Origin of the sequence: Paenibacillus sp. FSL H8-0282 (assembly GCF_037963825.1) — a bacterium.
Taxonomy (GTDB): Bacteria; Bacillota; Bacilli; order Paenibacillales; family Paenibacillaceae; genus Paenibacillus_AQ; species Paenibacillus_AQ odorifer.
Genome location: NZ_CP150146.1, coordinates 2,605,240 through 2,631,299 on the forward strand (window position 1 = coordinate 2,605,240; position 26,060 = coordinate 2,631,299).

25 protein-coding genes are annotated in these 26,060 nt (G+C 42.9%); 22 read left to right on the forward strand and 3 right to left on the reverse strand.

Annotated features, from left to right (window positions below; genetic code table 11):
* The first annotated feature begins 214 nt into the window (after window positions 1–214).
* Complete coding sequence (locus NST94_RS11210; protein ID WP_339282142.1) at window positions 215–3,835, forward strand: X2-like carbohydrate binding domain-containing protein; 3,621 nt, start codon at window positions 215–217, stop codon at window positions 3,833–3,835.
* A 467-nt stretch (window positions 3,836–4,302) separates the two neighbouring features.
* On the opposite strand, the gene NST94_RS11215 is transcribed toward NST94_RS11210, so the two are convergent.
* Entirely contained in the window at window positions 4,303–5,043 is a 741-nt protein-coding gene (locus NST94_RS11215) for an SDR family NAD(P)-dependent oxidoreductase (protein ID WP_339281968.1), read from the reverse strand.
* Between the two features lie 131 nt (window positions 5,044–5,174).
* Between NST94_RS11215 and NST94_RS11220 the strand changes: the two genes are divergently transcribed.
* From NST94_RS11220 to NST94_RS11230, 3 genes are read left to right on the forward strand one after another with little or no spacing between them, the layout of a single operon-like run.
* Window positions 5,175–6,068, forward strand: coding sequence for a LysR family transcriptional regulator (locus NST94_RS11220; protein ID WP_076278074.1), 894 nt, complete (start codon window positions 5,175–5,177; stop codon window positions 6,066–6,068).
* Between the two features lie 50 nt (window positions 6,069–6,118).
* On the forward strand, window positions 6,119–6,418 hold the full coding sequence (locus NST94_RS11225) for a hypothetical protein (RefSeq protein ID WP_076100716.1): 300 nt from the start codon (window positions 6,119–6,121) through the stop codon (window positions 6,416–6,418).
* Between the two features lie 38 nt (window positions 6,419–6,456).
* Window positions 6,457–7,167 carry an SAM-dependent methyltransferase gene (locus NST94_RS11230; RefSeq protein ID WP_339281969.1) on the forward strand — a complete coding sequence of 237 codons (711 nt, stop codon included), beginning with the start codon at window positions 6,457–6,459 and terminating at the stop codon, window positions 7,165–7,167.
* 76 nt (window positions 7,168–7,243) lie between these two features.
* Here the strand turns inward: NST94_RS11230 and NST94_RS11235 are convergent, their stop codons facing one another.
* On the reverse strand, window positions 7,244–8,458 hold the full coding sequence (locus NST94_RS11235; RefSeq protein ID WP_339281970.1) for an MFS transporter: 1,215 nt from the start codon (window positions 8,456–8,458) through the stop codon (window positions 7,244–7,246).
* A gap of 173 nt (window positions 8,459–8,631) precedes the next feature.
* Here NST94_RS11235 and NST94_RS11240 point away from each other — a divergent pair, with 173 nt between their 5' ends.
* From NST94_RS11240 to NST94_RS11270, 7 genes are all read left to right on the forward strand, one after another.
* A complete protein-coding gene (locus NST94_RS11240; RefSeq protein ID WP_179087399.1) occupies window positions 8,632–8,793 on the forward strand; it encodes a hypothetical protein in 162 nt (53 codons plus the stop codon).
* A complete protein-coding gene (locus tag NST94_RS11245) occupies window positions 8,790–9,752 on the forward strand; it encodes a phosphotransferase (protein ID WP_339281971.1) in 963 nt (320 codons plus the stop codon). Before NST94_RS11240 ends, NST94_RS11245 begins: the two co-directional genes overlap by 4 nt.
* 60 nt (window positions 9,753–9,812) lie before the next feature.
* Entirely contained in the window at window positions 9,813–10,298 is a 486-nt protein-coding gene (locus tag NST94_RS11250; protein WP_076187648.1) for a DUF3888 domain-containing protein, read from the forward strand.
* A gap of 738 nt (window positions 10,299–11,036) precedes the next feature.
* Window positions 11,037–11,372: a hypothetical protein gene (locus tag NST94_RS11255; protein ID WP_248548037.1), complete on the forward strand. Its 336-nt coding sequence runs from the start codon at window positions 11,037–11,039 to the stop codon at window positions 11,370–11,372.
* Window positions 11,373–12,515 carry a DNA polymerase III subunit beta gene (gene dnaN, locus NST94_RS11260; protein ID WP_339281972.1) on the forward strand — a complete coding sequence of 381 codons (1,143 nt, stop codon included), beginning with the start codon at window positions 11,373–11,375 and terminating at the stop codon, window positions 12,513–12,515.
* 1,185 nt (window positions 12,516–13,700) lie between these two features.
* The gene (locus NST94_RS11265; protein ID WP_339248011.1) at window positions 13,701–14,585 is read left to right on the forward strand and encodes an EFR1 family ferrodoxin; all 885 of its coding nucleotides are present in this window, start codon (window positions 13,701–13,703) and stop codon (window positions 14,583–14,585) included.
* A 3-nt stretch (window positions 14,586–14,588) separates the two neighbouring features.
* Window positions 14,589–15,209 (forward strand): hypothetical protein, encoded by a 621-nt coding sequence (locus NST94_RS11270; RefSeq protein ID WP_339281973.1) that lies wholly within the window; start codon window positions 14,589–14,591, stop codon window positions 15,207–15,209.
* A gap of 110 nt (window positions 15,210–15,319) precedes the next feature.
* Here NST94_RS11270 and NST94_RS11275 read toward each other — a convergent pair whose 3' ends face one another.
* Entirely contained in the window at window positions 15,320–15,937 is a 618-nt protein-coding gene (locus NST94_RS11275; protein WP_280752764.1) for a nitroreductase family protein, read from the reverse strand.
* A 221-nt stretch (window positions 15,938–16,158) separates the two neighbouring features.
* Here NST94_RS11275 and NST94_RS11280 point away from each other — a divergent pair, with 221 nt between their 5' ends.
* The 11 genes from NST94_RS11280 to NST94_RS11330 all read left to right on the forward strand — a co-directional run bounded on the left by NST94_RS11280 (window position 16,159) and on the right by NST94_RS11330 (window position 26,057).
* On the forward strand, window positions 16,159–17,001 hold the full coding sequence (locus NST94_RS11280; protein ID WP_339281974.1) for a DUF2785 domain-containing protein: 843 nt from the start codon (window positions 16,159–16,161) through the stop codon (window positions 16,999–17,001).
* Window positions 17,002–17,201: 200 nt separating this feature from the next.
* Window positions 17,202–17,645 carry a DUF1641 domain-containing protein gene (locus NST94_RS11285; protein ID WP_036685888.1) on the forward strand — a complete coding sequence of 148 codons (444 nt, stop codon included), beginning with the start codon at window positions 17,202–17,204 and terminating at the stop codon, window positions 17,643–17,645.
* A gap of 40 nt (window positions 17,646–17,685) precedes the next feature.
* Window positions 17,686–18,864, forward strand: a complete 1,179-nt coding sequence (locus tag NST94_RS11290) for an NAD(P)/FAD-dependent oxidoreductase (protein ID WP_339281975.1) — start codon at window positions 17,686–17,688, stop codon at window positions 18,862–18,864.
* 164 nt (window positions 18,865–19,028) lie between these two features.
* Window positions 19,029–19,655, forward strand: a complete 627-nt coding sequence (locus NST94_RS11295) for an SGNH/GDSL hydrolase family protein (RefSeq protein WP_036685894.1) — start codon at window positions 19,029–19,031, stop codon at window positions 19,653–19,655.
* Window positions 19,656–19,823: 168 nt separating this feature from the next.
* Window positions 19,824–20,810 carry a hypothetical protein gene (locus NST94_RS11300; RefSeq protein WP_339281976.1) on the forward strand — a complete coding sequence of 329 codons (987 nt, stop codon included), beginning with the start codon at window positions 19,824–19,826 and terminating at the stop codon, window positions 20,808–20,810.
* Between the two features lie 32 nt (window positions 20,811–20,842).
* Window positions 20,843–21,589: a type I methionyl aminopeptidase gene (gene map, locus NST94_RS11305; RefSeq protein WP_076218952.1), complete on the forward strand. Its 747-nt coding sequence runs from the start codon at window positions 20,843–20,845 to the stop codon at window positions 21,587–21,589.
* A gap of 101 nt (window positions 21,590–21,690) precedes the next feature.
* Window positions 21,691–22,518 carry a hypothetical protein gene (locus tag NST94_RS11310; protein WP_339281977.1) on the forward strand — a complete coding sequence of 276 codons (828 nt, stop codon included), beginning with the start codon at window positions 21,691–21,693 and terminating at the stop codon, window positions 22,516–22,518.
* A 348-nt stretch (window positions 22,519–22,866) separates the two neighbouring features.
* On the forward strand, window positions 22,867–23,289 hold the full coding sequence (locus NST94_RS11315) for an Rrf2 family transcriptional regulator (RefSeq protein ID WP_076100677.1): 423 nt from the start codon (window positions 22,867–22,869) through the stop codon (window positions 23,287–23,289).
* 175 nt (window positions 23,290–23,464) lie between these two features.
* Complete coding sequence (locus NST94_RS11320; protein ID WP_339248026.1) at window positions 23,465–23,989, forward strand: hypothetical protein; 525 nt, start codon at window positions 23,465–23,467, stop codon at window positions 23,987–23,989.
* Between the two features lie 649 nt (window positions 23,990–24,638).
* Window positions 24,639–25,373: a metallophosphoesterase family protein gene (locus NST94_RS11325; RefSeq protein ID WP_339281978.1), complete on the forward strand. Its 735-nt coding sequence runs from the start codon at window positions 24,639–24,641 to the stop codon at window positions 25,371–25,373.
* An 81-nt stretch (window positions 25,374–25,454) separates the two neighbouring features.
* Complete coding sequence (locus tag NST94_RS11330; protein WP_076183265.1) at window positions 25,455–26,057, forward strand: GNAT family protein; 603 nt, start codon at window positions 25,455–25,457, stop codon at window positions 26,055–26,057.
* Window positions 26,058–26,060 lie beyond the last annotated feature (3 nt).

Consider the following 26,060-nt stretch of genomic DNA (forward strand, 5'->3'; position numbering starts at 1 on the left):
ACCATTTTCTCTCGATAATGAAAAACCTTACCATTATAATGAAAGCGTTATCAGAAAATGGAGTCTAAGTTCTGAAGGTATGGATTAAGGGGGAGGGAGGAGCAGGGATATAGAGTAAGAAGAAGGCATAAACAAACCAATTATATCGTAGGAGGCGTAAAACGTGATTCGTAACCGTATCCGGAAAACAGGACTTTTGGTCCTGCTTGGCGCGATGGTAGGCTCTTTATTCTCTGCATTCCCAGCTACTACCCATGCAGCCTCAAGTGAACCTTACACCTGGAAAAGCGTTGTAACGGGAGCTGGCGGGGGCTTTGTACCCGGAATTATTTTTAATCAAACTGAACCGAATCTGATTTATGCCAGAACAGATATTGGCGGGGCCTATCGCTGGAATCAAGCTACATCTAGCTGGACATCAATTAGTGACTCGGTAGGCTGGGTGGATTGGAACAAGAATGGTGTTGATGCTCTGGCTACAGACCCAATTGATCCTAATAAAGTCTACATGGCAACGGGTACGTATACTAATCATTGGGATAATAATGGCCAGATTATGCGCTCTAATGACCGGGGGAACACCTGGCAAACTACTCCACTGCCTTTTAAAGTAGGTGGCAATATGCCTGGCCGTTCCGCTGGTGAACGTCTAGTCATCGACCCCAATAAGAACAACATTCTCTATTTTGGAGCTAGAAGTGGTAATGGTCTCTGGAAGAGTATTGATTCGGGTGTAACTTGGTCAAAGGTAACCTCTTTTCCAAACGTAGGAACGTATATTCAGAATCCGACACTTGATTATGGGAATGATCTTGTCGGATTGTCTTGGATCACTTTCGATAAGAGCACAGGTACACTTGGCAACGCTACTCAAACGATATATGTCGGTGTGGCCGATACGGCTAGCAGCGTATATCGGAGTACAGATGGTGGAGTAACCTGGACAGCTCTGGCTGGACAACCTACGGGGTTCTTGCCACATCACGGCGAGCTGTCATCCACAGGTGATCTCTATATTACTTATAGTAATGGTGTAGGTCCCTATGATGGCAGTAAGGGTGAAGTTTGGAAATACAACAAAACTAGTGGGGCTTGGACCAATATCAGTCCTACGACCGGTGAAGATAACTGGTATGGCTTTGGTGGATTGGCGCTGGATGCTCAGCACCCTAACACATTGATGGTATCCAGCTTAAACGCTTGGTGGCCTGATGAAGTTATTTTCCGCAGTACCAATGGTGGGGCTACTTGGAGTCGCATTTGGGATTGGGGCAATTATCCAGAACGGACTTATAAGTTCAGCATGGACATCACCGCTGCTCCATGGCTCGATCATGGAACCACTTCAACATCCCTGGATCCTTCACCGAAGCTAGGCTGGATGATGGGTGATTTGGAAATTGATCCATTTAACTCGAATCGAATGATGTACGGCACTGGAGCAACAATTTATGGGTCGAACAATTTGACCTCATGGGATACCGGAGGCAAGGTAAATATCTCTGTCATGGCAAAAGGTGTGGAGGAAACTGCAGTGCTGGGGCTAATTAGCCCGCCAACGGGAACCTCCCATTTGATCACTGCACTTGGTGACGTTTCCGGTTTCCGTCATGAGGATTTGTCGGTAGCGCCGACTAAATTCCAGACCAGTCCTTCATGGGCAACGACGATGAGTATTGACTATGCTGAACTGAGTCCGTCCTATATGGTGCGGGTAGGCAGTGCAGATAAAGAAAAAACGCCAAGTATGAAGTCCATTGGTATCTCTAACGATGGTGGAGTGAACTGGTACATGCCAAACTCCGAGCCTTCCAATGGAACCAAAACAACGGTTGGCCATGGACAAGTAGCTGTCTCTGCAAGTGGTAATTCCATTCTGTGGAGCACCTCAGATATCGGGGTGTATTATTCCAAAACCTCAGGCAATTCTTGGACAGCAAGTGCAGGATTACCGGCTGGAGCGAAGATAGCATCTGATCGCGTGAATCCTAACAAATACTATGGATTTTATGCAGGAACCTTCTATGTAAGTGTGGATGGTGGAGCTACATTTACTGCCACCGCAGCTTCGGGCTTCCCGACCAATAATGTGGCTGGATTACAGCCGAATGAAGCCCAAATCAGTATGAAGGCAGTTCCAGGTATTGAAGGTGACATCTGGTTCGCCGGAGGGAATACGGTTGAGAATAAATATGGTCTATGGCACTCCACTAATTCAGGTGCGAGCTTCACGAAGTTAACGAATGTAGAAGAAGCTGATCTTATTGGATATGGGAAGGCTGCTCCGGGCCAAACTTATATGGCATTGTACACCGTAGCTAAGATTGATGGTGTACGGGGCGTATTCCGTTCCGATGATGTTGGCGCAACTTGGGTTCGTATTAATGACGATGCTCACCAATACGCTAAGATCAATATGGCGATTACTGGGGATCCAAGAATCTATGGACGTGTATATCTCGGTACGAATGGCCGAGGCACCTTGTATGCTGATCCTGTAAATCCACCAGCTACAGGCTCGACCATTACGCCAATAACTGCAAGCTTTGATAAGAAAACAGCGAATCAGGCAGACGTTGCAGTAACTATGACGTTGAACGGAAACACGCTGAGTGCGATCAAGAACGGAACGGCAACCCTCGTAGCCGGAACGGATTATACGGTAAGTGGATCAACAGTGACGATTAAAAAAGCGTATTTAGCGACGCAAGCGGTAGGAACGACAACGCTGACGTTCAGCTTTAGCGCTGGAGCTACACAATCCTTGGCGGTAGCGGTAACGGATACTACAACACCAGTATCCAACTCCACGATAACGCCAACAAGCGCGGGATTTGATAAGAAGACAGCGAATCAGACAGACGTCGCAGTAACTATGACGTTGAACGGAAATACGCTGAGCACGATCAAGAACGGAACGGCAACCCTCGTAGCCGGAACGGATTATACGGTAAGTGGATCAACAGTGACGATTAAAAAAGCGTATTTAGCGACGCAAGCGGTAGGAACGACAACGCTGACGTTCAGCTTTAGCGCTGGAGCTACACAATCCTTGGCGGTAGCGGTAACGGATACTACAACACCGGTATCCAACTCCACGATAACGCCAACAAGCGCGGGATTTGATAAGAAAACAGCAAATCAGGCAGACGTTGCAGTAACTATGACGTTGAACGGAAATACGCTGAGTGCGATCAAGAACGGAACGGCAACCCTCGTAGCCGGAACGGATTATACGGTAAGTGGATCAACAGTCACTCTCAAGAAGGAGTATTTGGCAACTCAAGCGGTAGGAACGACAACGCTGACCTTTGAGTTTAGTGCCGGAGCGGCACAATCCTTGGTTGTCACTCTCTCAGATACGTCAGTAGCTCCTACAGCAGCACTGAAAGTGCAGATGTATAACGGTACAGTGACTGCTTCCGGAAATACGCTAAATCCAAAGTTTAAGCTGGTGAACACAAGTACAAGTGCCGTTGCACTTTCTGATGTGAAATTAAGATATTATTACACAATTGACGGAGAGAAGGCACAAAGCTTCTTCTGCGATTGGTCACAGGCTGGAAGCGCGAATGTAACGGGCACGTTTGTGAAGCTGCCAACGGCTAAAGCGGATGCGGATTATTATCTGGAGCTTGGATTCTCGAGTGCAGCAGGTTCACTAGCTGCGGGTGCGAGCATCGATATCCAAGTGCGAGTAGCTAAAGAGGATTGGTCAAATTACACTCAAACCGGAGATTACTCCTTTAATGCGGTTGATACCAATTTTGTAGACTGGACAAAAGCGCCCGCCTACATCTCAGGTAACCTGATCTGGGGTAATGAACCTAACTAAGAATCTTCACCAATAGTTATGCTGAAGAGGCTGTCCTAAAAAGTAGAAAATTCTACTTTTGGGGCAGCTTCTTACTTTAACCCTCAGGCTATAGGTGGTATGTACGCTATGTGCTACGTTCTATGAGTCATGTGATATGTGGTATGTCGGATGCATTTATGGTTCCTATAGTGTTGGCTATATAGTAATTAGGGAAAACCTCCCTGAAAATAGCCGATATTTGCTTTAAATCAACGAAATCAGGGAATTATTCCCTGAAAATCAGGCGAATTCGTTAGTTTCCAGCAAATTATCCAATAATTAGGGAGGTTTTCCCTAATTATTGGCTGGATGACCAAAAAACTTAGAATTTTAGGGAGAAATTCCCCAATTATGCTATCAACGCTTCACTTCCTCCTGTACGGTACGCAAAAACCAGCTAATGATATTTAAAAGTAGTTCTGACATACCATTTGCTGTTTTGGCTGTTACAATGTTTGTCCGCTATCTATGGTAATGATCTGTCCAGTCATTGCTTCCTGTTCTAGCGCAGCGCAGACGAACTGGGCGATATTCTCGGCGGTTGAAATATGCTGAAGCAGCAGATTAGGGGCTAGTTTATGCATTTGTTCTTCTCGTCCAGACCACCATCTAGTAGCAACGGCTCCCGGCGCTACACAGTTAACTCTAATATGGGGAGCCAGCGCATGTGCCAGCGATTTCGTAAGACCGTGGACAGCCGCTTTGGAAACGGCATAAGGAAGGGATGAGCCTAAACCTGTCTGTCCAGCGATGCTGCCGAGATTGAGGATGGCTCCTGATTTTTTTTGATTCATATACGGTGCAACCGCTCTGGCGCAGAAAAACATTCCTTTCACATTTACATCATATAACTCATCCCATACTTCCTCTGTTGCCAATTCCAGATCTCCGAGAGCAATATGTTTAGTTATACTGGCGTTATTCACTAGCAGATCAATTGTCCCGAAGTGCTGAATAATCGAATCGACCATACTTCGCACATCCTGATCTTTAGACACATTCGCTTGTATTGCTATAGCCTGCCCTCCTTGATTCAGAATCGTCTTTACGGTTTCATTGGCTTCATCCTCAGATCTAGAATAGTTCACTACGACGTGAGCCCCGCGTTTAGATAGCTCCAAGCTTACAGCTTTGCCAATTCCAGTCCCTCCACCCGTTACTAATGCGACTTTATTGTTGAGATCCATCCTCATGCACTCCTTAAGTTGGCGTATGTTGTTGTTATAAAGTATTCTATAGAGAAAAGTGAATTTCGTATAATTGAATATAATGAAGGTTTGATTCAATTTATTTGAATTGAATAGGGGAGGGCACTAGGATGGATCTGAAAACAATAAAAACCTTTCAAACGATCGTAACTTCCGGAAGCTTTAATCGCGCAGCAGAAGAATTGAACTATGCCCAATCTACAGTTACGATGCAGATGCAAAGGCTTGAATCTGATCTGGGATGTCAATTGCTTGAGCGGGGGAAGCAAATCAGCTTAACAGAAGCAGGCAGATTGTTTTATGAAGAGAGCCTACATATTGTTAAAGATATGGAACGACTAGAGAGCCGTTTGGCTGATTTAAAAATAGGGGAAGCTGGCAACGTGCGATTAGGGGTAACGGACCCTACGGCGAGCTATCGTTTGCCGCAGCTTTTAAGTAGGTTTATGGTGCAATTCCCTAAAGTGAAGATCTCCGTGGATATTGCGGGAACCGCCGCACTTAGTGAACTACTCCTGCGTGGTGAAATTGATTTGGCAGTGTGTTCGGCACCAGAGCTCGGTAAGGAGCTGTATTTTGAACCCTTATTTGCGGAGGAATTCTTGTTACTTTTGCCAGAAGAGCATCCGCTAGCATCCAAGGAACGTATCACCCCAGAGGATCTACAGAGTCATCGCTTACTGATTACGGCAGCGAATTGTCCTTATCGTAAAAAATTAGAAAGTGTGCTGCAGGAATCAGGCGGGCCGCCACTAGATACAATGGAGATTGGGAGCATGACAGCGCTGAAATATTTTGTGGGAAGTGGTTTAGGTGTGGCACTTGTTCCTGAGATTGTGCTGAATCCAGCCCCAGCAGGAACTATAGTACGGAAGCTGGAGGGGAAGGTTATTGATATGACCTGTGGGATCCTATGTAAACTTTCAGATTATCCGCTTAAGCAAGCGAGCTCCAGATTGTATCATTTTTTAAAACAGGAACTAACCGTGACAAGGATATTTTGAATTTTAAACGAATTGTTAAGAAATAGAAAAAATAGAAAGGGCGGTGTTTGATGTTTTTTAGGAGGAAATTCAGTTTCTGGCTTTCGATTATAAGTATCATCATCTGTCTGAGTGACTATCTGGGGGTGGGGATCGCGAATATTATTCTTGTACGTTTGAACCCTATTATAGATACACTGATCTTTACAGAACCTTTTGAAAGCTTCATGGTTGATGTAAATAATCCGAGATGGGGAACCAATAGTGCGTTAATCAGCGTCAGATTCCCAACTTATATTATTCATTTTGGAACGTTTTTGATTTTGGGTATTCTAATTGATTACCTTATTCGTATATTAAAACAGAAGTAGAAGTGTAGATGAGCCTAGAAGAGGAAAGGTGAGCTGAGATGAGCGGAGCAAAGGGAAAACTTGATTTGGAGATAATTGTTTTTATTGGCAGAACCTATGAGGAATATATACGTATGTTTGATTTGCTGGAATCAGATCTTATCGGCCAGAGCATTCTGGATTGTCCTGCGGGTGCTTGCTCTTTTACAGCAATAGCGAATCAGTTGCGTGGTGAAGTAACGGCTGCTGATATTGCTTACTATTACTCTGAAGATGAGCTGGCAGACAAAGGGGTTCAAGATATTGCGCATGCGATGTCCGGAATGGAAAAAGTACAGGATAATTTCGTTTGGAACTACTTTAAATCAATCGAGGCACTGACCGAAGCGAGGAACGCAGCTTTAACCGCCAGCACTAAGGATCGAAGACAAACCCCGGAGCGTTATGTTCCTGTGATACTTCCGGATCTGCCTTTTGCGGATGAAGCATTTGATCTGACATTATCTGCTCACTTTCTATTTATGTACAGCGATCGGCTGGACTATGAATTTCATCTAGAGACTGTTAAGGAACTCATGCGAGTGACGAGAGGCGAGCTCCGAATCTTTCCACTAGTCGACCTCTCTTGTAAAAGGTATGAGCATTTAGACCGCCTTATTGATGATTTGGTGAGGCAAGGGTTTACTGCAGAGGAACTAGAGGTTCCTTATGAATTTCAAAAAGGTGCAAAGCAGATGTTGAAGATTAGAAGAGCAGAATTGTTCCTCTGAAATATAAAAAACGAGGGTGCCTCAAGCCATGATGACTTTGGGAGCACCCTCGTTTTTGTATACATATCTATAAAGCTTACGCTACAGTTTCTTTCCGTTCTGCTACAAAACAAGCTATGCCTAATACCAGACCAAGGCCCACTAGAACCGCACCGACCCAAGGAAGCGAAGTGATCGCTAGATGAGAAATAACCCAACCGCCAATAAAGGCACCCGCTGCGTTACCGAGATTCCCGGCGGAGTGGCTGGTCGTTGAAGCAAGTGCAGGGGCTGCCTGAGCCAGACTCATAATCCGTATTTGCAGACCTGGCATGACGGCAAAGGACACCATACCCCAGAAAAATATTGTGATTACCGCAGCTATTGGGCTATGCATCGTGAAGGAAAAGATCGCTAGAATCATACTGACTGCAAAATAAAGTCCCACGATAGAAGGCATCAGCTTCCAATCCGCAAGCTTTCCGCCAACGATGTTCCCGATGGTCACCCCACAGCCGAATAAGACTAGAATCCAAGTCACACTATGTTCAGCAAAACCGGTCACTTCTTCAAGCAGTGGAGTAATATATGTGAACACGGTGAACAAGCTGGCGTTCCCTAACGCCCCGATCAATAAGAATAGCAGCAGCTTTGGATTAGCCAGAGCAGCAATCTGCTGGATAACACTCGCTGGTTTCTCTTGTTTAAGCTTTGGAATAAAAATGAGGATGCCGATCAGCGCGGCGACTCCCATGACAGCAATCGCTGCAAATGAGGCCCGCCAGCCCATACTTTGTCCAATAAATGTTCCTAGAGGAACTCCGACAATATTGGCTATCGTTAAACCTGCCATCATAATAGATACGGCTCCGGCCCGCTTATTGGGTTGTACAAGATTGGATGCAATGACTGCGCCAACCCCAAAAAAAGTACCATGAGTTAAAGCTGTAATTATACGAGCTACCATGAGAACGGTATAGTTTGGTGCAAACACAGAGATTCCGTTGCCCAGTATAAAAAGAATCATGAGAAGACATAACAGTTTCTTTTGCGGAATGCGTTGCGTGAGAATGGTCAGGATGGGTGCGCCAACGGCCACTCCAAGTGCGTACATTGTAATGAGTTGGCCAGCAGTCGAAATACTAACCTGTAAATCGTTGGCGACATTTGGTAAAATACCCATAATAACAAACTCAGTCATACCAATCGCAAAAGCGCCTACCGTAAGAGAAAGTATAGAGATGGGAAAGGGCTCTTTCCCTGCTCGTTCTTTGCGTGATTGTGCCTTATTGAGGTTTGGAATTGCGTTCATGATGCCGATGTTCAACCTTTCTTCTGCCTGTAATGAAGCTCCACCTTGGTTAAGATGATAGATCCGACATGTAAGTATTGCTTTTCTATTATTTAGTTTTCTGAAAATATTTTCAAGATAAATATTTTTTCAGATAGTTTTCATTTTATAGATCATTGAAGGGATGGTTATTTATGAATGATGAAAGCCAAGTCCAAGTGCTTGAATTGCCGGAAATGAAGCGAGAATTTAATAGCAGTTTGCAGAGTAATGATCGTGGATTGGTTATAGAAATCTATCAATTTGCGAACTCTTCCTGGCCCGATGAGACTGAATTGTTCCTTCCTTTGCGATGAGAAAAAATTATAAGCAGGCAGCTTTAATAGCGCTTCAGAACTTTGACCTGGATTGGACGCAGATTCGTTTTAACCAGCTATCGGATACCTGTACCTTTGTAATAGAAACTAATAAAGAGGGAACTTTTTTACTGCGCCTTCATTCGGGGAGATCTAAAGAGGAAATTAACTCCGAAATCGCGTGGCTGGAGCTTTTGAAGAGCAAAATTGATGTCCCCCTGCCAAAAGGTGTTCATGATCGCACGGGTGCTGTAACGTTCAGAGTGGAACAGGGAAATGGAGAAGGTGTTTATGCCTCTTTAATGCGCTGGGTTGAAGGGGAACATGCGAATGAAAATCTTACCGAAGAACAAATTTACAAAGAAGGCGTTCTATTAGCCAAGCTACATAAGGCGGCACAGGAGCTGGAGTTACCCCCTGGCTTTAATCGTCCTGTTTGGGATGAACATAGCTTTCGAAAAGCAATGCTTCGTTTAAAGCTGCATTATCATTGTTTTCTTACGGATGATGAGTTTGTGCTGTATCAGTCGGCAGCTGAGAAATTATTCAACTGGTTAAGCAAGCAGCATAAAAATAAGAACAGAAGGTCTTATGGCGTTATTCATGGAGATTTACATCAAGGCAACATCATATTTAAAGAGGGTGAGCCTCGGCCGATTGATTTTGGGAGATGTGGTTGGGGGTATTATCTTTATGACGTAGCACATACCCTTCTTGGACTGTATCCATTGCAAAGAGAAGGGGTCATTAAGGGGTACGAAAGTATCGCCAAGCTTGATGGGGAGTGGGTTCAGACTTTAGAGAATTTTACGGTCATGGTGATGATCGAAAATTATTGCCATCACGCATCCGATCCGACGGAAACCGAGGGTCTAAAAGCAGAACAGCTGTATGCGTTAGCGATCTTGAGAAATTATCTTAAGGGAGAACCCTTTCTTTTTAACAGGATTGAGATTTAACGTATAGAAATAGGGTCTCTTTGGGGAATTTATATAAAGTTCCCTAAGGAGGCTATTGTGATGAAAAAAAGCTGGATTGCTCCCCTTCTTGTCGCAGTGATGCTATTTCTGGCGCCACAACCTTGCTCCGCAAATAGGTTAATTCAACCTCAGTCTGTAACACCTTCCAGGTCTGATTCGGGACTTCAACTGCCAGATCAAGATTCTCGCGAACTTAAGTTTCAAGACATGCTGATGTTATTTCTTTTACCCCATATTGAGAAAAAGATTGCAGATATTTATTCGCCGCTTTTGCGAGAATCGCCAATGGTTTATCCTTACTTTGTGGATGTGACAGAGGTGAAGCGGACCAATGGTTTCCGTGGGTTTGATTTCTTGATTACACTTAACGTATATCCTACAGTTGGTCCACATATTTCAGTTGGAGAAGATACCATGACTTTTAGGATCTCTCCTGGTCCTAAGGTGAAGCTTGAATCGTTCAAGCATCTAAAAGACCCCAAAAAGTCAGACTTCCCACCAAATTATCAGAACATCCTTAGATAGTGTAGTTTCGGTAAGGCGCGTGGGTGGAAGAGTAGATATTAATATGTGCCACACGTTGAGTTATGAGGCGAGCTATTTTTACATAAGTAGGGAGTTCTGAGGTAATGGTGATGGGAGTTGTAGGGAAAGGAGTCTTTGGGAGAGGGTGTATGAGAGGGGAGGAAGGTTGGGTTAGTGCATGATGAGGGTGTGCGTGAGGGGATAAAGATTGGGTTAGTGGGATGATGAGGGTGTGCGTGCGTGTGTCCGCGAGCGGGCAAACGGGATAGTTGCAGTTTGTACACTTATTTGCAGGAGATAAGAAGCTTAGTCACTTTTAGTTGCATTTAGTGCAGTTAAAAGAAGTCTTTTCACACTAATTTGTTAATATCGTTGAATTTAGTTGCAGAGAATACACTTATTTCGCTCGGCCAGCACAATGTATTGTTTATAGTTGTATAAAGTGCAATTAACTCATACATTCCCAAACGATTTTAAGCAAAATAAAAAAGTCCATGGGTTAACATTGCAATACCCAACTCATACCCAACTCATACCAACTCATACCAACTCATACCAACTCATACCAACTCATACCCAACTCATACCCAACTCATGCCCAGCTCACCGCACACACTCCGATCTTTGGGGTGTTTTTTTGTGGTTAGAATTGTGGTGGATTAATGGCGATTATGGTATTATGAAATTAGTGGATATATTGATTTAAGTTACTAAATTCAAATATGGAGGTGTGAGGGATTGGGTGATCATAAATTCGAGGGCGAACAAAAGGGGAGCAGTATTAGCGAAATTAAAGATAAGGTCACTAGCGATAGCGCAAGTAACAACGAGGATAAAGTCAAAGTAGGTGTAGCTACTAAAGACGGGCAGTTAGGGTTTCTTTTTACAAGAGGGGGGCTTCGGGAAGGTGCAGGTAGAAAAAGCACTGGTGTAACTAAAAAGGTATCACTGACGTTATCTGAGGACGTTTGGCAGGAGATAGAGCAGGCTTGCGCGGATCAGAACGCATCTCGCTCCCAAGTATTTCGGAACATCATTGAGGCGCATTTTGTAAAGGAATCTAAGGAGAGTTAGGTGAAGTCTTTGCTAATCCATGTATCAAAAGATTCTCTTAGTACCGCTTTGCAGGCAGCATTAAAAGCCATATCCGCGAATAGTTCCTCACGTGTTCTATCAGGAATACTTATTCAAGCGCAAACTCAGGGTTTGATATTAACAGCCAGCAATATAAGAATGACCATTGAATATAAGCTCCCTGTGAAGATGGATTCGATGGTTGTGCACAACACAGGTGAGATCGTAGTTCCCGCGCGTTATTTTTATGAGATCATTCGTAAGCTTGATCCTGGACTAATTAGGCTGGAAATCGTAGAGTCATTGATATTAAATATTCAATCAGGGAGCACTCAATTTCGTTTATGTGGAACGGATGTGGCAGAGTTTCCAAGAATCCAATACATAGATCATCCAAACATTCAAAGGATAAGCATGAAGAACACTCTCCTGAAGCAAATATTTAAAAGAGTGGTTTTTGCGGTCTCTTCATCGGAAGCCAGACCTGTGCTCACAGGAGTTTTGTTTCAAATAGATAAGCGAAATATTCGTGTGGTCGCCACTGATGGCATTCGCTTCGCCCAGCATGTTGTTGAAAGCGTAGAAGATTACGGGACAATTCCTTTAGATGTTGTAATCCCGGGCAGCACTCTGGAGGATCTTTTAAAAATATTAAACGATGATGCAGACAGCAGCACCGATTTAGAAATAGGCCCCAAGCAGATCAGATTTATTTCTAATGGATTGAGGGTTCAGTCTGCTCTTCTAGAAGGAACTTATCCCTCTGTCAATAATTTAATCCCAAAAGCGTACCTCTCCGAAGTGATTGTTAAGAAGGACCGTTTGTTACATGTGGTTGAACGTATTTCTATATTGGCTAGTGAGAGTGTTATGCTCAGCGTACTTCCTTCTAACATGCTAAGTTTAGTGTCCAAGACTGCAGAAATTGGGGATGTAAAAGAAGAGATTCCTTTGGAGCATCTGGAAGGTGATCATTTTCGAGTAGCATTTAACGGAAAATATTTCAGGGACATCCTTCGGGCGATCGATAGCGAGACGCTTAGAATCAGGTTCGCGGGAAAAGAAAGGGCACTGGTGATCCTGCCTGTGGACGTATCTTCGTCCACACTTTTTTTAATTACTCCTGTGAGGACGCATGATTGAGGATTTGTTAAGTACAGTATTTGAGTAGGTTTGGGTGAATAGCTGCAACTGAGTCCGATAGTGTGGCAAAATGAGCGGAATTATGGAAATAAGAGCAACTGAGTCCGAATAGTTGGTGAAAAGAACACCGCCTGCCAAATTTGATCCTAAACGTGCTGCCCATTGCTTAAACTAGCTGTCTTGGGCTCAACTTATCTACTTCGTGCGGAATTAGCTATCTATAGCTCAACTTAACTACTTCGTGCGGAATAAGCTACCTATGGCTCAACCTATCTACACCGTGCGGAATTAGCTACCTTTAGCTCAACCTATCTACTCCGTGCGGAATTAGTTCCCTATAGCTCAACCTATCTACTCCGTGCGTGGAATTAGTTCCCTATAGCTCAACCTAGCCGCCTACATCTCGAAACCAACTACCTTTTGCTCGATTGAAATCGTAGCGGACCGTATTGCAGCTATTTCAGCACATTGGTTCATTTTGCAAAGGTTTCGGACTGTATAGCTCTTATTGCCCCTGATTTGTGCAGAAAAGGAGTGCATTTGAGCGAATAGCTGAAACTGAGTCCGATAGTGTGACAAAACGAGCGAAATTATGGAAATAAGAGCAGCTGAGTCCGAATAGTTGGTGAAAAGAACACCGCCTGCCAAATTTGATCCTAAACGTGCTGCCCATTGCTTAAACTAGCTGTCTGGGGCTCAACTTATCTACTCCGTGCGAAATTAGCTATCTATAGCTCAACTTAACTACTTCGTGCGGAATTAGCTATCTATAGCTCAACCTATCTACACCGTGCGGAATTAGTTCCTTATAGCTCAACCTATCTACTCCGTGCACGAAATTAGTTACCTATTACTCAACCTTGCCGCCTACGTCCCAAACTTAGCCGCCTACATCTCGAAACCAGCTACCTTTTGCTCGATTGAGATCGTATCGGACCGTATTGCAGCTATTTCAGCACATTGGTTCATATTGCGAAGGTTTCGGACTGTATAGCTCTTATTGCCCCTGATTTGCGCAGAAAAGGAGCACATTTGAGCGAATAGCTGCAACTGAGTCCGATAGTGTGGCAAAATGAGCGGAATTATGGAAATAAGAGCAACTGAGTCCGAATTAGCCAAAACCCATCTCAACTTCACAGCTTTCCCAGACGGGAATGAGGTATATTTGATCTGGGAGGGGATGGAATGCATAATGCAAAGACGGCCATATTTTATTTCTCAGGTACGGGCAATACGGAGATTATTGCTAAGCAATTTGCTGAAAGGCTAAGAAGTAAAGGGCAAGATGTAGATTTGTTTAGAGTGGAAGATGTTTTTAAAGGCACTCGTTCTGTAGAATATGAAGCCTATGATCTTATAGGTATTGGTCATCCGGTTCTAGGCTTTGGCGCTTCCGGTTTTGTTGAACGTTTTGCAGAAGGGCTACCTGATTGTAATGGAACCCCGGCATTTGTATTCAAAACGGCATCCTCTCCACACTATATCAATAACGGTGCTTCGAATACGGTGCTTCGTTCTTTGCGTGGGAAGGGATATAATCCCTTTCACAATTCGATTTTGGCGATGCCATGTAATTTTTATATCAAATACAATGACAGGTTGAATAAGCAATTGTATCAAGCCGCACAGCGTAAGGTGGAATTGTTTGCAGAGGAAATCGTAAACCGGACACCACGAAATCTGCCGATTCACCCTGTGTTGGAGCGGGTTCTGAGAACAGTATACTATTGTGAGGAACACCAAGGGGGAAAATACTTCGCCAAAGGATTGCGTACAACCGACGCTTGCACACTATGTTTAAAATGTGTCAGAAACTGTCCAACATCCAATATTAGTAGCGGCGTAGAAGGAATTGTTTTCAGTCAAAATTGTTTATTATGTATGCGTTGTGTTTATTCTTGTCCTCAGAAGGCAATCCAAGCGACACGACTTAAGGCTAGCGTAGTAGATCCCTATACTGGAGGTCCGAATCTTCATAAACTAATGAAGGATTCTGCGAATGATGGACGGTTTGTTACTCCCAAATCCAAGGGCTACTACAAGCATTTTATTAAGTATTTGGAGGAATGACATATGAATCTGTTTCGGATGGGATCGAAGCCACTGGGGATTGAGCGGATCACCACATTTTTGGAGGATAATTATGTGAGTATCGGCTACCCCGGAATAGGGGATCTGGAGAATCTAAGCACAGAGGAACTTCGTGATCGATTGATTGGCACATACCAATATAGTGAGTTGGAGCTTACGCAACATCTGCGAGCCCTTCAGCTATTTGTACATACGATGCAAGATGGAGATTATGTGCTGGTGGCCGATGGAGATTGGGTACATCTCGGGGACCTCGGAGATTATTTTTACAACGAGTTTACTGATAATGTTGACGAGGGTACATGCCATCGGCGTGGTGTGACGTGGTTGAAAAGTGTGCCGATTTCTGAACTAAACACAGGCGTGCGGGAGTTATTTAACCAAAGTGCACCGGTTGTACAATATAATGGTCCCAAACCAAGTGCTCGCTTGGATCTGTGGATTACAGGTGTTTCTGCTAATGAACAAGAAGTGAATAGTCCGCTGGAATTGGATGAGGAGACACTCTCTAAGGCGCTTAATATTTTGAAAGATGCTTTGATTTGTGATGACTCCGAACGACGGGAACGAGCAGCGATAGCCATTTTACAATATGCGAAGTAGAGCCCCTCTTGTATATCGGGTGTACGGTTCATTATCTTCATGATGAGTTCCAATTAAAAAACGTTCCACCCGCTACTTGCCTCGGATGGAACGTTTTGCTGTATCTATAATCAGATGAATTCAACGAATTCGTTAACTGGCTTACGGTAGCCGCGGGGTCTGATTTTATGTTTTTTGTCTTTGCCGATCGTGATCAGCATAACAGGTACCATATGATCCGGCAGATTCAAGGTGGATTGGATAGCATCAGCATCGAAGCCGATCATCGGGCAGGTATCCCAGCCTTTATCTTTGGCGATCAGCATAAAGTGCATGGCAGAGAGAGAGGCATTACGTATTGCTTCATCTCTTTGAAAAGCATCCTTATCAATGTAAGCATTGTTAATCATCTCTAATTGCTCATCATATTCCTCTTGTGACATCGCTCCTAAAGCTTTAAGCCCGCCATAGATTTCTGGAGCCTGCTGATAAGCATGCTTATCTCCCAGCACTACAATAACTGCTGAAGCAGTATGGATTTTATATTGGCCGTAAGCTGCTTCGCGAATTTCTTCTTTTAAGCTCTCGTTAGATATCACTTTGTAATTTGTATGCTGTAGATTATAGGCCGATGGTGCCAATCTGGCATAAGAGAACATTTCCTCTAATTCATTCTGAGGGATGATAACCCCTTCCACAAAATTCATAGCGGATCTGCGTGACTGAATCAAGTCTGTAAAAGCGCTCATAAGTATTCCTCCGTTGTGTATGTATTCGGTTGTAAAATATCAACACCTGATATTTGTAAATGAACTAACTAAATGTTACTAACTCAAAATAACACAGCTCAAAAAATTCGTCAATGATAAAATTTATTGAAGTTAATCTTGAATACCCTGTTGTCAAAAAATAGGACATAAATTAGGATATTAGGATATGTAGAAACACAGTGGATGAAAGGGTGGATAAATTGATTAATAGTAGAGAACAATTGATGATAGATTTGCAAAGAATCGAAGAGAATGACTACGAGCTTAGAAGTGGAGAGGACATAAAGGATTATGTGAAGTTGATGCTTGAGCATATAGGAGATCCCGAGCCTGTACTGCGTGATGAATTGATTTATTCCACATTCTACAAATGGATTAATGAGAAACGTTGGTTTAATGATGCGGAGCTTCGTGAACTGCTGTGGATACTTCTTGACGAGCAGCATCTGTTTTATCACATTGGGAATAAAGAAGATCTCACGGTGTATACAAGAACATTTTCTGTATTGGTTGTTGCTCTTATTCTCCAGCGGCATAGGGAAAAGGTTATATTAGATAGCTCTGAATTTATAAAGGTGAAGCAGGGTTTGATTCGTTATTATGAGGAAGAACGGGACTTAAGAGGTTATATGGAAAAAGAAGGCTGGGCACACGCAGCAGCCCATGGCGCAGACGCCTTGGATGAGCTGGTTTTATGCTCGGAGAGTGATGCCGCGGTGCGGGAAGAGGTTCTGGCAGTTATTCAAAAGATGCTTTATAACGATCAATACATATTTAGGGACGAAGAAGATGAAAGGATTGCTACTATTATAGTTACAATCATCGATCATCATTTACTTCCACAGCAGTCTATAACCGATTGGATTCTCAACTTGGCGCAATGTGTCAGTTGGCCTAGAAGCCACAGCCAGTACGTTAATCGAATAAATACAAAGAACTTCCTGCGTTCTCTTTATTTCAGGTTACCTCTAACAGAGAAGAATATGGACATTGTGGAGGTTTTATTGAAAACTGAGAAGAATTTGAATGAATTTGTACATTAATTCACTCAAACGGTTTTAATTAACATTAGTAATTTAAATAATTTATTATAATGTAATAAAAATCACAAATTTTTATGGAAATTCAAAAACTTTGTGACATTTATAACTTGATAAGTGCTATAATAGAAATATGGCGTTAAAAGTTCTTATGTTTTTCATTACTATTAAGCAGCAAAGCTTATTGCAGAGGAGATTTGGATATGTCAGAATCAATCACTCAAACACAACCTGAACAAGAATCACCAAAAGTAGCTGTTAGCAAGGAACAAATGGATGTTCTAGAACAGCTCTTGAAACCAGAAGTCCAGGAATCATTAACAGTCTTGGTGGAACAGCTGCCAAAATTAACTGAGCTTGTTGGCGTGCTTACAAAGTCCTATGACTTTGTGCAAACTGTCGCAGCGGATGATGTTTTGAAAAGTGATACGGTAAGTGCAATTAAAGAACTTGCTGAACCTGTAGTGCATTCCGCGAAGAATATGGCAGCTACAGTGATCGAAGCAAAAGATCGTGCGAATGAAAGTAACGAAGTTATTGGTCTTTTTGGTCTTATGAAGTTGTTGAAAGATCCGCAAGCGCAAAAGCTTTTCCGTTTCGTAAATGCATACCTTCAAGTTGCTGGAGAACGCAGTAAGCAGAAATAATCATTTTCATATCTTATACGTAAGGGACGGAGGAAACATCATGTCTAAACATATTGTCATTCTAGGAGCAGGTTATGGTGGTCTACTAAGCGCCTTAACCGTACGCAAATATCTCAAAAAAGATGAAGCTAAAATTACTGTAGTTAATCAGTATCCTACCCACCAAATCATTACAGAATTGCATCGTCTTGCAGCAGGTAGTGTTGCAGAGGGTGCTGTAGCTATGCCTCTAACTAAGCTTTTCGCAGGGAAAGATATTGACCTGAAAATCGCGAAGGTTAATTCATTTTCTGTGGAGAACAAACAAATTGTTCTTTCTGATGGTGTGACACTTACTTATGATGCGCTTGTTGTAGGTCTTGGCAGCACTACAGCTTATTTTGGCATTCCAGGGCTTGAACAATACAGTATGGTATTGAAATCAGCTGCAGATGCTAACAAAATTCATCAACATATTGAAGATCGTATTCGTGAATATGCGAAATCGAAAAATGAAGCAGATGCAAACATCCTGATCGGTGGCGGCGGCTTAACAGGTGTTGAGCTTGTTGGTGAAATCGCGGATGTATTGCCTACACTTACTAAAAAATATGGCGTTGATCCTAAAGAAATTAAGCTAATGCTCGTTGAAGCAGGTCCTAAAATCCTTCCAGTATTGCCAGATGCATTAATCGAACGTGCTGTAGCAAGCTTGGAAAAACGTGGTGTTCAATTCCTGACAGGTCTTCCTGTTACGAATGTAGAAGGCAATGCGATTGACTTGAAAGACGGTCGAAAAATTATTGCTAACACATTTGTATGGACTGGTGGCGTACAAGGAAATCCACTCATCGGCGAATCCGGTCTTGAAGTTAACCGCGGTCGTGCAACGGTGAATGAATTCTTGCAATCCACTTCCCACAAAGATGTATTCGTTGCTGGTGACAGCGCGGTGGTCTTTGCAGAAGACGGACGTCCTTACCCTCCAACTGCTCAAATCGCTTGGCAAATGGGTGAATTGATCGGATACAATCTGTATGCCTTCTTGAAAAATAAATCGTTTGAAAGCTTTAGCCCAATCAACTCTGGTACACTTGCTAGCTTAGGCCGTAAAGACGGTGTTGCCATCGTTGGTGCAAGTTCTACTCCGTTAAAGGGCTTGCCTGCAACTCTGATGAAGGAAGCAAGTAATATCCGTTACTTGTCCCACATTAAAGGATTGTTCAGCCTAGCTTACTAATATAGCTTAACCCTAAACCCTGCTCAAATCTGAGCGGGGTTTTTGTTATTGTTTTTTTAGTGAAATGTTTGCATTATTGATGTTTCACAGTAGGCTGTATTCATTGTATTTGATATAATAGATTGGGTTATATTAACAGAGGTAGTTAGAGGAGGATTTCATTTATGATATTCCAACAAAACGATGTCATTCTGTTTCAAGGGGACAGCATAACAGACTGGGGGCGTAATCATGAAGACGCTTCATCACTTGGAGTAGGTTATGCAATGATGGTCGCCGCTCGTCTGGGGTATTTATATCCAGAGAAGAATCTTACTTTTATTAACCGTGGTATTGGTGGCAACCGTATTGTTGATTTACAGGGACGTTGGGATAAGGATTGTCTGGATTTGAAGCCGACTTGGGTGTCCATTTATATTGGAATTAATGACACTTGGCGGCGTTTTGATTCTGGTGAAGAAACCACTCCCGAGCAGTTTGAAGCTTCATATCGGGACCTGATCGAACGCACTCGGAAATCTTTGGATGCTAAATTAGTGCTTATAGAGCCTTTTGTTTTGCCTGTACCGGAAGATCGTAGAACTTGGCGTCAGGATCTTGATCCTAAAATTCATATTGTCCGCGAGCTGGCACGTGAATATGGGGCGCCGCTGGTTCCGCTAGATGGACTTTTTGCAGCGGCTTCCGTAAAAGCAGAACCGGCTTACTGGGCATATGATGGAGTACATCCTACTCCTGCAGGTCATGCACTTATTGCGGATGCTTGGCTCAAAACGATGGGAGCAATCTAATCAATTGCCATTTTAAGACTAGAACCACGCTTTAATAAGCAGGTTGTAGTCTTTTTTTAATCGCGTGTTCATAAAGTCGTTTTTATATATTTATAGACACTGTTATAATTGGAATATGCTTATGTATTGGAGGCGATTCGCATTAGGCGGTTAATATGGATAGCACCTTTGTTATTGGTCGTAGTGTTAAGCGGATGTAAAAGTGATTTGGGCTTCATCAATGCCAGATGGATCGAAGGCGTGTCGTTGACACCCGTGGCAACGAGTGATCAGAAACAAGCGGATCGTCCTTTGCACTCAGAGAGCTTAACGCTAAAGGATTCTGTTTTGATCAAGACGCTTGCGGAGGCTATGAACAAGAGTAAGAAATTTTCTGATGATCTGGATTGGGGTCCGGAATTTGAAATGAAGCTTGTTTATGGGGACGGCTATTCGGAAGATTATTACATAGCGCTTGGAGATCAACTTGGACATGAAGGGATGTTTACTACAGCAGAGAACAGCAGTCAGGGCTATACAATTCCTGTAAAAAACTCTGACCAGTTAAGAAAGCTCATTTATGGAACAATCGATACGGAGAACATTGAACAGGCAGACCCTGTGGAGACTTCTGTCGAGGTAACAGATCCAGTAACCCTATCACATAATGAACTGTCTCCGGTCACAGGCAGAGAGGGATTTTTAAATCTGCAACTGCTAGAGGGGACATATAGCGAAGATTGGACTACACCGAGTCCGTTAGCGGGAAGAAACTGGAGTGGCCGATTTAGGCTAGTAGTGACTGATGAGCATGGAAAAACACTGAGTAGCTATCCGTTAAATGATCAATTTGCCCAGACCTTTAATGATTTTTTCCAGCTTCAGTTTGAGGATTATAATGGAGATGGTGATCCCGATTTTACGATCGGACAATATGGAACGAGTGACGGTTATTTCTACAAGCTTTTTACACTCAGAAGAAATAACGTGATAGAAGAACTGCCTATTAAACCTGAAAATCAGCTGTTTATCAGCAGTCCTGAGCGGTATTCCATAAAACTGGATAAAGTTGATGAGCATAGCTTCAAGAGAAGTTACTACGATAACGCAGCAGGCAAACAAGTGGAAGATACTTTTCAGTGGGTAGGGAGTGCATTTCAGAGGCTGGACAAATGATTAATTCATGAAGTGAGAGGAATGTGTGTTGGATGACAAGTGATACGGTACAAGATTTAGAAGGGTTAAAAGCTATTGGAAAAGTGGTGGGCCACACCATCGCCGAGATGAAAAAGAAAGTAACCCCTGGGATGACGACTGCGGAGTTAGATCTTATTGGAGCTGAGATTCTGGAAAGCTTCGGAGCATCCTCAGCCCCGAAGATAACTTATAATTTCCCGGGCAGCACCTGCATCAGTGTGAACGAAGAGGTTGCTCATGGTATTCCGGGTCCGAGAGTGATTAATGCTGGCGATTTGATCAACATTGATGTCTCTGCTGAGCTGAATGGGTATTATGGGGATGCTGGCGTTTCTTTTCAACTGCCGCCCTATAACGATGATATTCTGCGTTTATGCCGGAGTACAGAGGAAACCATGATGAGTGTGATCAATCATCTGCGGGCAGGAATGAAGGTTAACGAGATCGGCAGAATGATGGAACTTGAAGCTCGCAAACGCGGTTATAGAGTGGTGCGTAATCTGTGCAGCCATGGAATTGGCAAATCACTGCATGAGAAGCCTTTTGAAATTCTACCCTTCTATAATCCAAGAGTGACCACGGTGCTAAAGGAAGGACAAGTAATTACAATAGAGCCCTTCCTCTCGACTGGAGCGGACTATGTGGAGCAGCAATCGGATGGCTGGACGCTAAGTGTTGTAGATAACGGTCGGGTAGCACAGTTTGAACATACGATTATCGTGACTAAAGGTGAGCCTGTTATTCTGACTAAGGCATAAAGAGTAGCGTGCGAACAGACCTTATTATTAATAGGTTGTGCCCCGCATATGCGATGCAAGGAATTGTTCGAATCTGAAGATAACTATCGGAGGGACCAGAGATGGCTGAGCAAAAGATGATTGAAGTGCCGTTTCAGCAATGGGTAAACGATAAGGAGCTGTGGGTACAGCTTAATGATTTGATGATGCAGGAGAGTAAACTCCCAGGACCACGAGTGAATTTGGAGCTCTCAGACCATTTTGCCAAACAATTCGCTCATCCTAATCTAACAGATACAGGCTGGGAGCTGCTCGTCTCTTGGACTGACATTACTGAAGCTGAAGCTGGGGTGAATGATCCCCGTGAGTTTCTGCCGTTTTGTGCAGTTAGGGCGTTGGGTGCTTATTACAGTTACGCTGGAGAAGAACAGCAAGTAGTGATTCAAAACAGCATTAAGACAGCTATGAATGATTCGCGATGGAGGGTGCGTGAAGCGTCTGCTATGGCGCTGCAAATTATAGGGGAGGATGATTTCACCCTGCTCAGGCAGCTGATTGACATGTGGGAGAAAGGTGCGAACAGGCTTGAACAGCGGGCTTTTGTAGCAGCATTAGCGCATCCTCCTCTTTTAAAAAAGAAAGAAAATACGCTATATTGTCTTCAGTTGGCTGCCCGAATCATGGAGAGTATAGATGGTGGGGGAGCGCAACATGAGGACGCTGAGCATTTTCGCGTATTATCTAAGGGACTTGAATACAGCTTGAGTGTATTTGTGGCGAATGAGCCTGAAGAAGGCTTTGTTATGCTGGAGAGATTTGCAAAGAGCCGAGATGCCCGAATCCTTAAGATTGTGAAGAGTAATCTTGGTAAATCGCGTCTGAGTAAAAAATATGCTGCCCAGGTGGCTGAGATCCTAAAGGAATTCGATAACATAGGAAAAGACACTTAGGATACGAGTGCCATTTGGCAGTTGTATTTAATCATTTTTTTTGTTTTTACTTATATTAGAATTAACAATTAAAGAAACAAAGAGAATTAATATAATCAAAGAAAACCACTCTATGGATTGTTCGAATATTAAACTGTACATTATATTAATAAATTCAAAGACAGCTATTATTATTAAAAATATGTCCCAACGATCTTTTTTCATTAAAATGCACCAACCTATCTATATGGAGAATATTGATAGATTATAAGTTGTTCATATCCTCAAAAGTTTGACAAATGCATGAAATGTAACTATTATAGTTGCATCTGAAGGATGTTTTGCAGCAAGGCAGAAGGAGAGATTTCCATGAATATTAGCACCCGATTTGCGGTAGCCATTCATATATTAACGTTGATTGACAGCAATAAAGAAGGCAAAAGCACGTCGGAGTGGATAGCTGGTAGCGTAAACACAAACCCTGTAGTTATCCGTCGGCTTACGAGTATGCTGCAAAAAGCAGGACTGGTGAATGCCCGCCCCGGAGTCGCAGGCGCTTCGCTTACACGTAGCGCATCCGAGATTACGCTGCTGCAGATTTATAAGGCAGTTAATGCGGTGGAAGAGGACTCGTTGTTTTCTGTCCATGAGCATCCTAATCCCGATTGTCCTGTTGGCAAAAATATAGCCAGTGCAATTGTACCTGTGTTCTCACTCGCCCAAAAAGCGATGGAGAATGTCCTCCAGGAGGTTACATTGGAACAGATTGTGAATGAAATGCCAGAACTATGATTCCTCCATATCACAGCTTAGAAGTAAGGCCAGAACATGTGAAAACGTGATTCTGGTCTTTTTTTGCTTAATTAGGTTTAGGGTCAAAGAAGGGAAGTAAGAGGGAATATAGAATCTGTATTTAGAAGCCGGATTAAAGATAATATACATACATACATTGAGGGAGAGCTAAAGAATGTTAAAGAAATTACTGCCTATACTACTAATTATAGTAACGATTACCGGATGTAATGAATCAAAGGATACCACTAAATACGAGGATACTAATTTTGGAATCACCTTTAACTATCCGGATGATTGGGTTGTAACTGAGAAGTATGGAGCGCCATTATGGTTGATAGTCTCTACGACTGATTATAAACCTGCTGAGGGACTTAAAGGTCCGGGAGTAATGCTTTTTGGATTTAAGCCTAAGGACATGGAGCTTGTCAACAAATGGCTCGAGGATGCCCAAACGAATTACAACAACGGGGCGGAGCTGACAAAAAGTAAAGCTAGTTTAGGCGGGTTAGAGTCCATAAAGTACGAAACTGAAGTATTCGAAGAGGAAGGGAGTAAAGGGAAAGCTATCTATTACGTTATTGAGGAACCGGAAATGTCATTTATGGTGCAGTTCCCTTATAGTGTGGATGAAGTACATAAAGAAGATATGAAGAGGATAGAGGATATTTTACAATCCATAAAGTTTACAAAAGATTAAGTGTGACTAGAACGAGGTAGCTGGAATGGTGAAATGTACGGTATAAATGCCGTTGAAATGTGCTGAAGTAGCTGGAATGATAAAATGTACGGTATAAATGCCGTTGAAATGTGCTGAAGTGGCTGAAATGATGAAATGTACGGTATAAATACCGTTGAAATGGGCTGAAGTAGCTGGAATGGTGAAATGTACGGTATAAATGCCTCAGATTTGGCTGAAATCATCCAAAGAAGCAAAAAGAGAAGCAAAAATGCCCTATAAACGAGCAATAGTCGCTGAAAGTGTGAAAAGAAAGGCAAAAATGCCCTACAAACGAGCAACAGCCGCTAAATGAGCGAAAAGAAAGGCAAAAATGCCCTATAAACGAGCAACAGTCGATGGATGAGCGAAAAGAAAGGCAAAAATGCCCTATAAACGAGCAACAGTCGCAGAATGAGCGAAAAGAAAGGCAAAAATGCCTTATAAATGAGCAACAGCCGCTGAAAGTGTGAAAAGAAAGGCAAAAATGCCCTATAAACGAGCAACAGTCGATGGATGAACTAAAAGAGAAGCAAAAATGCCCTATAAACGAGCAACAGCCGCTGATGCAGTACAATTAGTTTTAGGATAAGTAACTTTTTTAAAGATCAATATATACGGAGGTTCTACAGTGGAGCAAATTGCAATAATCTCAGACATTCATGGAAATATACCGGCCCTTACGGCCGTTTTAGATGACATCCAGCAGCGGGGAATCAGCAGAGTCTTTTGTTTAGGCGATATTGTTGGAAAAGGACCGGACTCAGACCTAGCCGTTGATATCATAAAAAAGAATTGTGAAATCAGTGTTATGGGGAACTGGGATGATTTAATGAATCAGGATGTTGATTTTGAGATGGCTCGGTGGTGCCGCGGGTTGTTAGGTCAAGAGCGCCTAGCTTATTTAAGCACGTTGCCGTTTTCGATTGAGTTTATGATGAGTGGTAAATTTGTACGGTTATTTCATGCTTCGCCACGAAGCCTGTATGAACGCGTTCAACCTTGGGATGATTATGAAAAGCGATTATCTTTGTTTGATTATTCTGATCTCTGCCAGGAGAAACGACAAGCGGATATCGTAGGTTACGGGGATATTCATAATGCTTTTATTCAACATCTAGAAGGTAAGACCTTATTTAACGTAGGCAGTGTGGGGAATCCGCTTGATCTAACCCAGGCATCTTATGTGATTATGGAGGGAGAATACATGGGAGTGTTAGCAGCTCCTTTGAATATGCAATTTGTAAGAGTGCCTTATGACATCGAGTTAGCTGTTCAACAGGCCGTTGAGGCAGATATGCCAGCTGCAGAGCCTTATATTCGTGAGCTTAGAACCGCGCAGTACAGGGGAAGTGTCCGGGGATAATAAAGGAAAGGATAATAAAGGAAACGAAAAATCAAACTGCAACCTTAATCCAAGCCATCAAAAAGTAATGGAGGGAACAAATTGAAGCTTAGTCACGTATTTGAGCAATTCCCTACTTTGGAATCCGAGCAATTATTACTGAAAAAGATTGAAGTCAGCAACCTTAATGAGGTATTTGGGATATATAGCAATGATCAAGTATTTGAGTACTGTGGAATTATTCCGAAACATAATAAAGATACAGTCAAGAATATGATCGGTCATTTCGAACGTGATTTTACCAAAGGGGTAAGAGTGAAATGGGGGATTTTCCTCAAAAATAACCCTTACATACTGCTAGGTATCATCGAAGTTATGGATTTTAATCAAAAGGTGGATATGGTGACGATCGGTTACTTTTTGGCGGAACCTTATTGGGGAAAAGGGATTGCAGCTCAGGCCATTCAGTTAGTGGTGAAATATTTATTTGAGACTGCAGAAGTCAATCGAATTCAAGCTGAGGTTATGCCCTTTAATGAACGATCGAAGCGGGTGCTTTTGAAAAATGGCTTTACGAAAGAAGGCACGTTAAGGCAGGCGCATGTATGGTCGGGTAAAGGGCTGGTGGATCTGGAGATCTACAGCATTTTGGCAGAGGAATATTTTGCAAGCATCGGTAAGCTAAGAGTAAGCAATAGGATGTAATCC

What these genes read in the sequence shown, in the direction of transcription:
- NST94_RS11210 (WP_339282142.1), top strand. Translation starts at nt 215, where the DNA reads ATGGTAGGCTCTTTATTCTCTGCATTCCCAGCTACTACCCATGCAGCC.
- NST94_RS11215 (WP_339281968.1), bottom strand. Translation starts at nt 5,043, where the DNA reads ATGGATCTCAACAATAAAGTCGCATTAGTAACGGGTGGAGGGACTGGA.
- NST94_RS11220 (WP_076278074.1), top strand. Translation starts at nt 5,175, where the DNA reads ATGGATCTGAAAACAATAAAAACCTTTCAAACGATCGTAACTTCCGGA.
- NST94_RS11225 (WP_076100716.1), top strand. Translation starts at nt 6,119, where the DNA reads ATGTTTTTTAGGAGGAAATTCAGTTTCTGGCTTTCGATTATAAGTATC.
- NST94_RS11230 (WP_339281969.1), top strand. Translation starts at nt 6,457, where the DNA reads ATGAGCGGAGCAAAGGGAAAACTTGATTTGGAGATAATTGTTTTTATT.
- NST94_RS11235 (WP_339281970.1), bottom strand. Translation starts at nt 8,458, where the DNA reads ATGAACGCAATTCCAAACCTCAATAAGGCACAATCACGCAAAGAACGA.
- NST94_RS11240 (WP_179087399.1), top strand. Translation starts at nt 8,632, where the DNA reads ATGAATGATGAAAGCCAAGTCCAAGTGCTTGAATTGCCGGAAATGAAG.
- NST94_RS11245 (WP_339281971.1), top strand. Translation starts at nt 8,790, where the DNA reads ATGAGAAAAAATTATAAGCAGGCAGCTTTAATAGCGCTTCAGAACTTT.
- NST94_RS11250 (WP_076187648.1), top strand. Translation starts at nt 9,813, where the DNA reads ATGAAAAAAAGCTGGATTGCTCCCCTTCTTGTCGCAGTGATGCTATTT.
- NST94_RS11265 (WP_339248011.1), top strand. Translation starts at nt 13,701, where the DNA reads ATGCATAATGCAAAGACGGCCATATTTTATTTCTCAGGTACGGGCAAT.
- NST94_RS11270 (WP_339281973.1), top strand. Translation starts at nt 14,589, where the DNA reads ATGAATCTGTTTCGGATGGGATCGAAGCCACTGGGGATTGAGCGGATC.
- NST94_RS11275 (WP_280752764.1), bottom strand. Translation starts at nt 15,937, where the DNA reads ATGAGCGCTTTTACAGACTTGATTCAGTCACGCAGATCCGCTATGAAT.
- NST94_RS11285 (WP_036685888.1), top strand. Translation starts at nt 17,202, where the DNA reads ATGTCAGAATCAATCACTCAAACACAACCTGAACAAGAATCACCAAAA.
- NST94_RS11290 (WP_339281975.1), top strand. Translation starts at nt 17,686, where the DNA reads ATGTCTAAACATATTGTCATTCTAGGAGCAGGTTATGGTGGTCTACTA.
- NST94_RS11295 (WP_036685894.1), top strand. Translation starts at nt 19,029, where the DNA reads ATGATATTCCAACAAAACGATGTCATTCTGTTTCAAGGGGACAGCATA.
- map (WP_076218952.1), top strand. Translation starts at nt 20,843, where the DNA reads ATGACAAGTGATACGGTACAAGATTTAGAAGGGTTAAAAGCTATTGGA.
- NST94_RS11310 (WP_339281977.1), top strand. Translation starts at nt 21,691, where the DNA reads ATGGCTGAGCAAAAGATGATTGAAGTGCCGTTTCAGCAATGGGTAAAC.
- NST94_RS11315 (WP_076100677.1), top strand. Translation starts at nt 22,867, where the DNA reads ATGAATATTAGCACCCGATTTGCGGTAGCCATTCATATATTAACGTTG.
- NST94_RS11320 (WP_339248026.1), top strand. Translation starts at nt 23,465, where the DNA reads ATGTTAAAGAAATTACTGCCTATACTACTAATTATAGTAACGATTACC.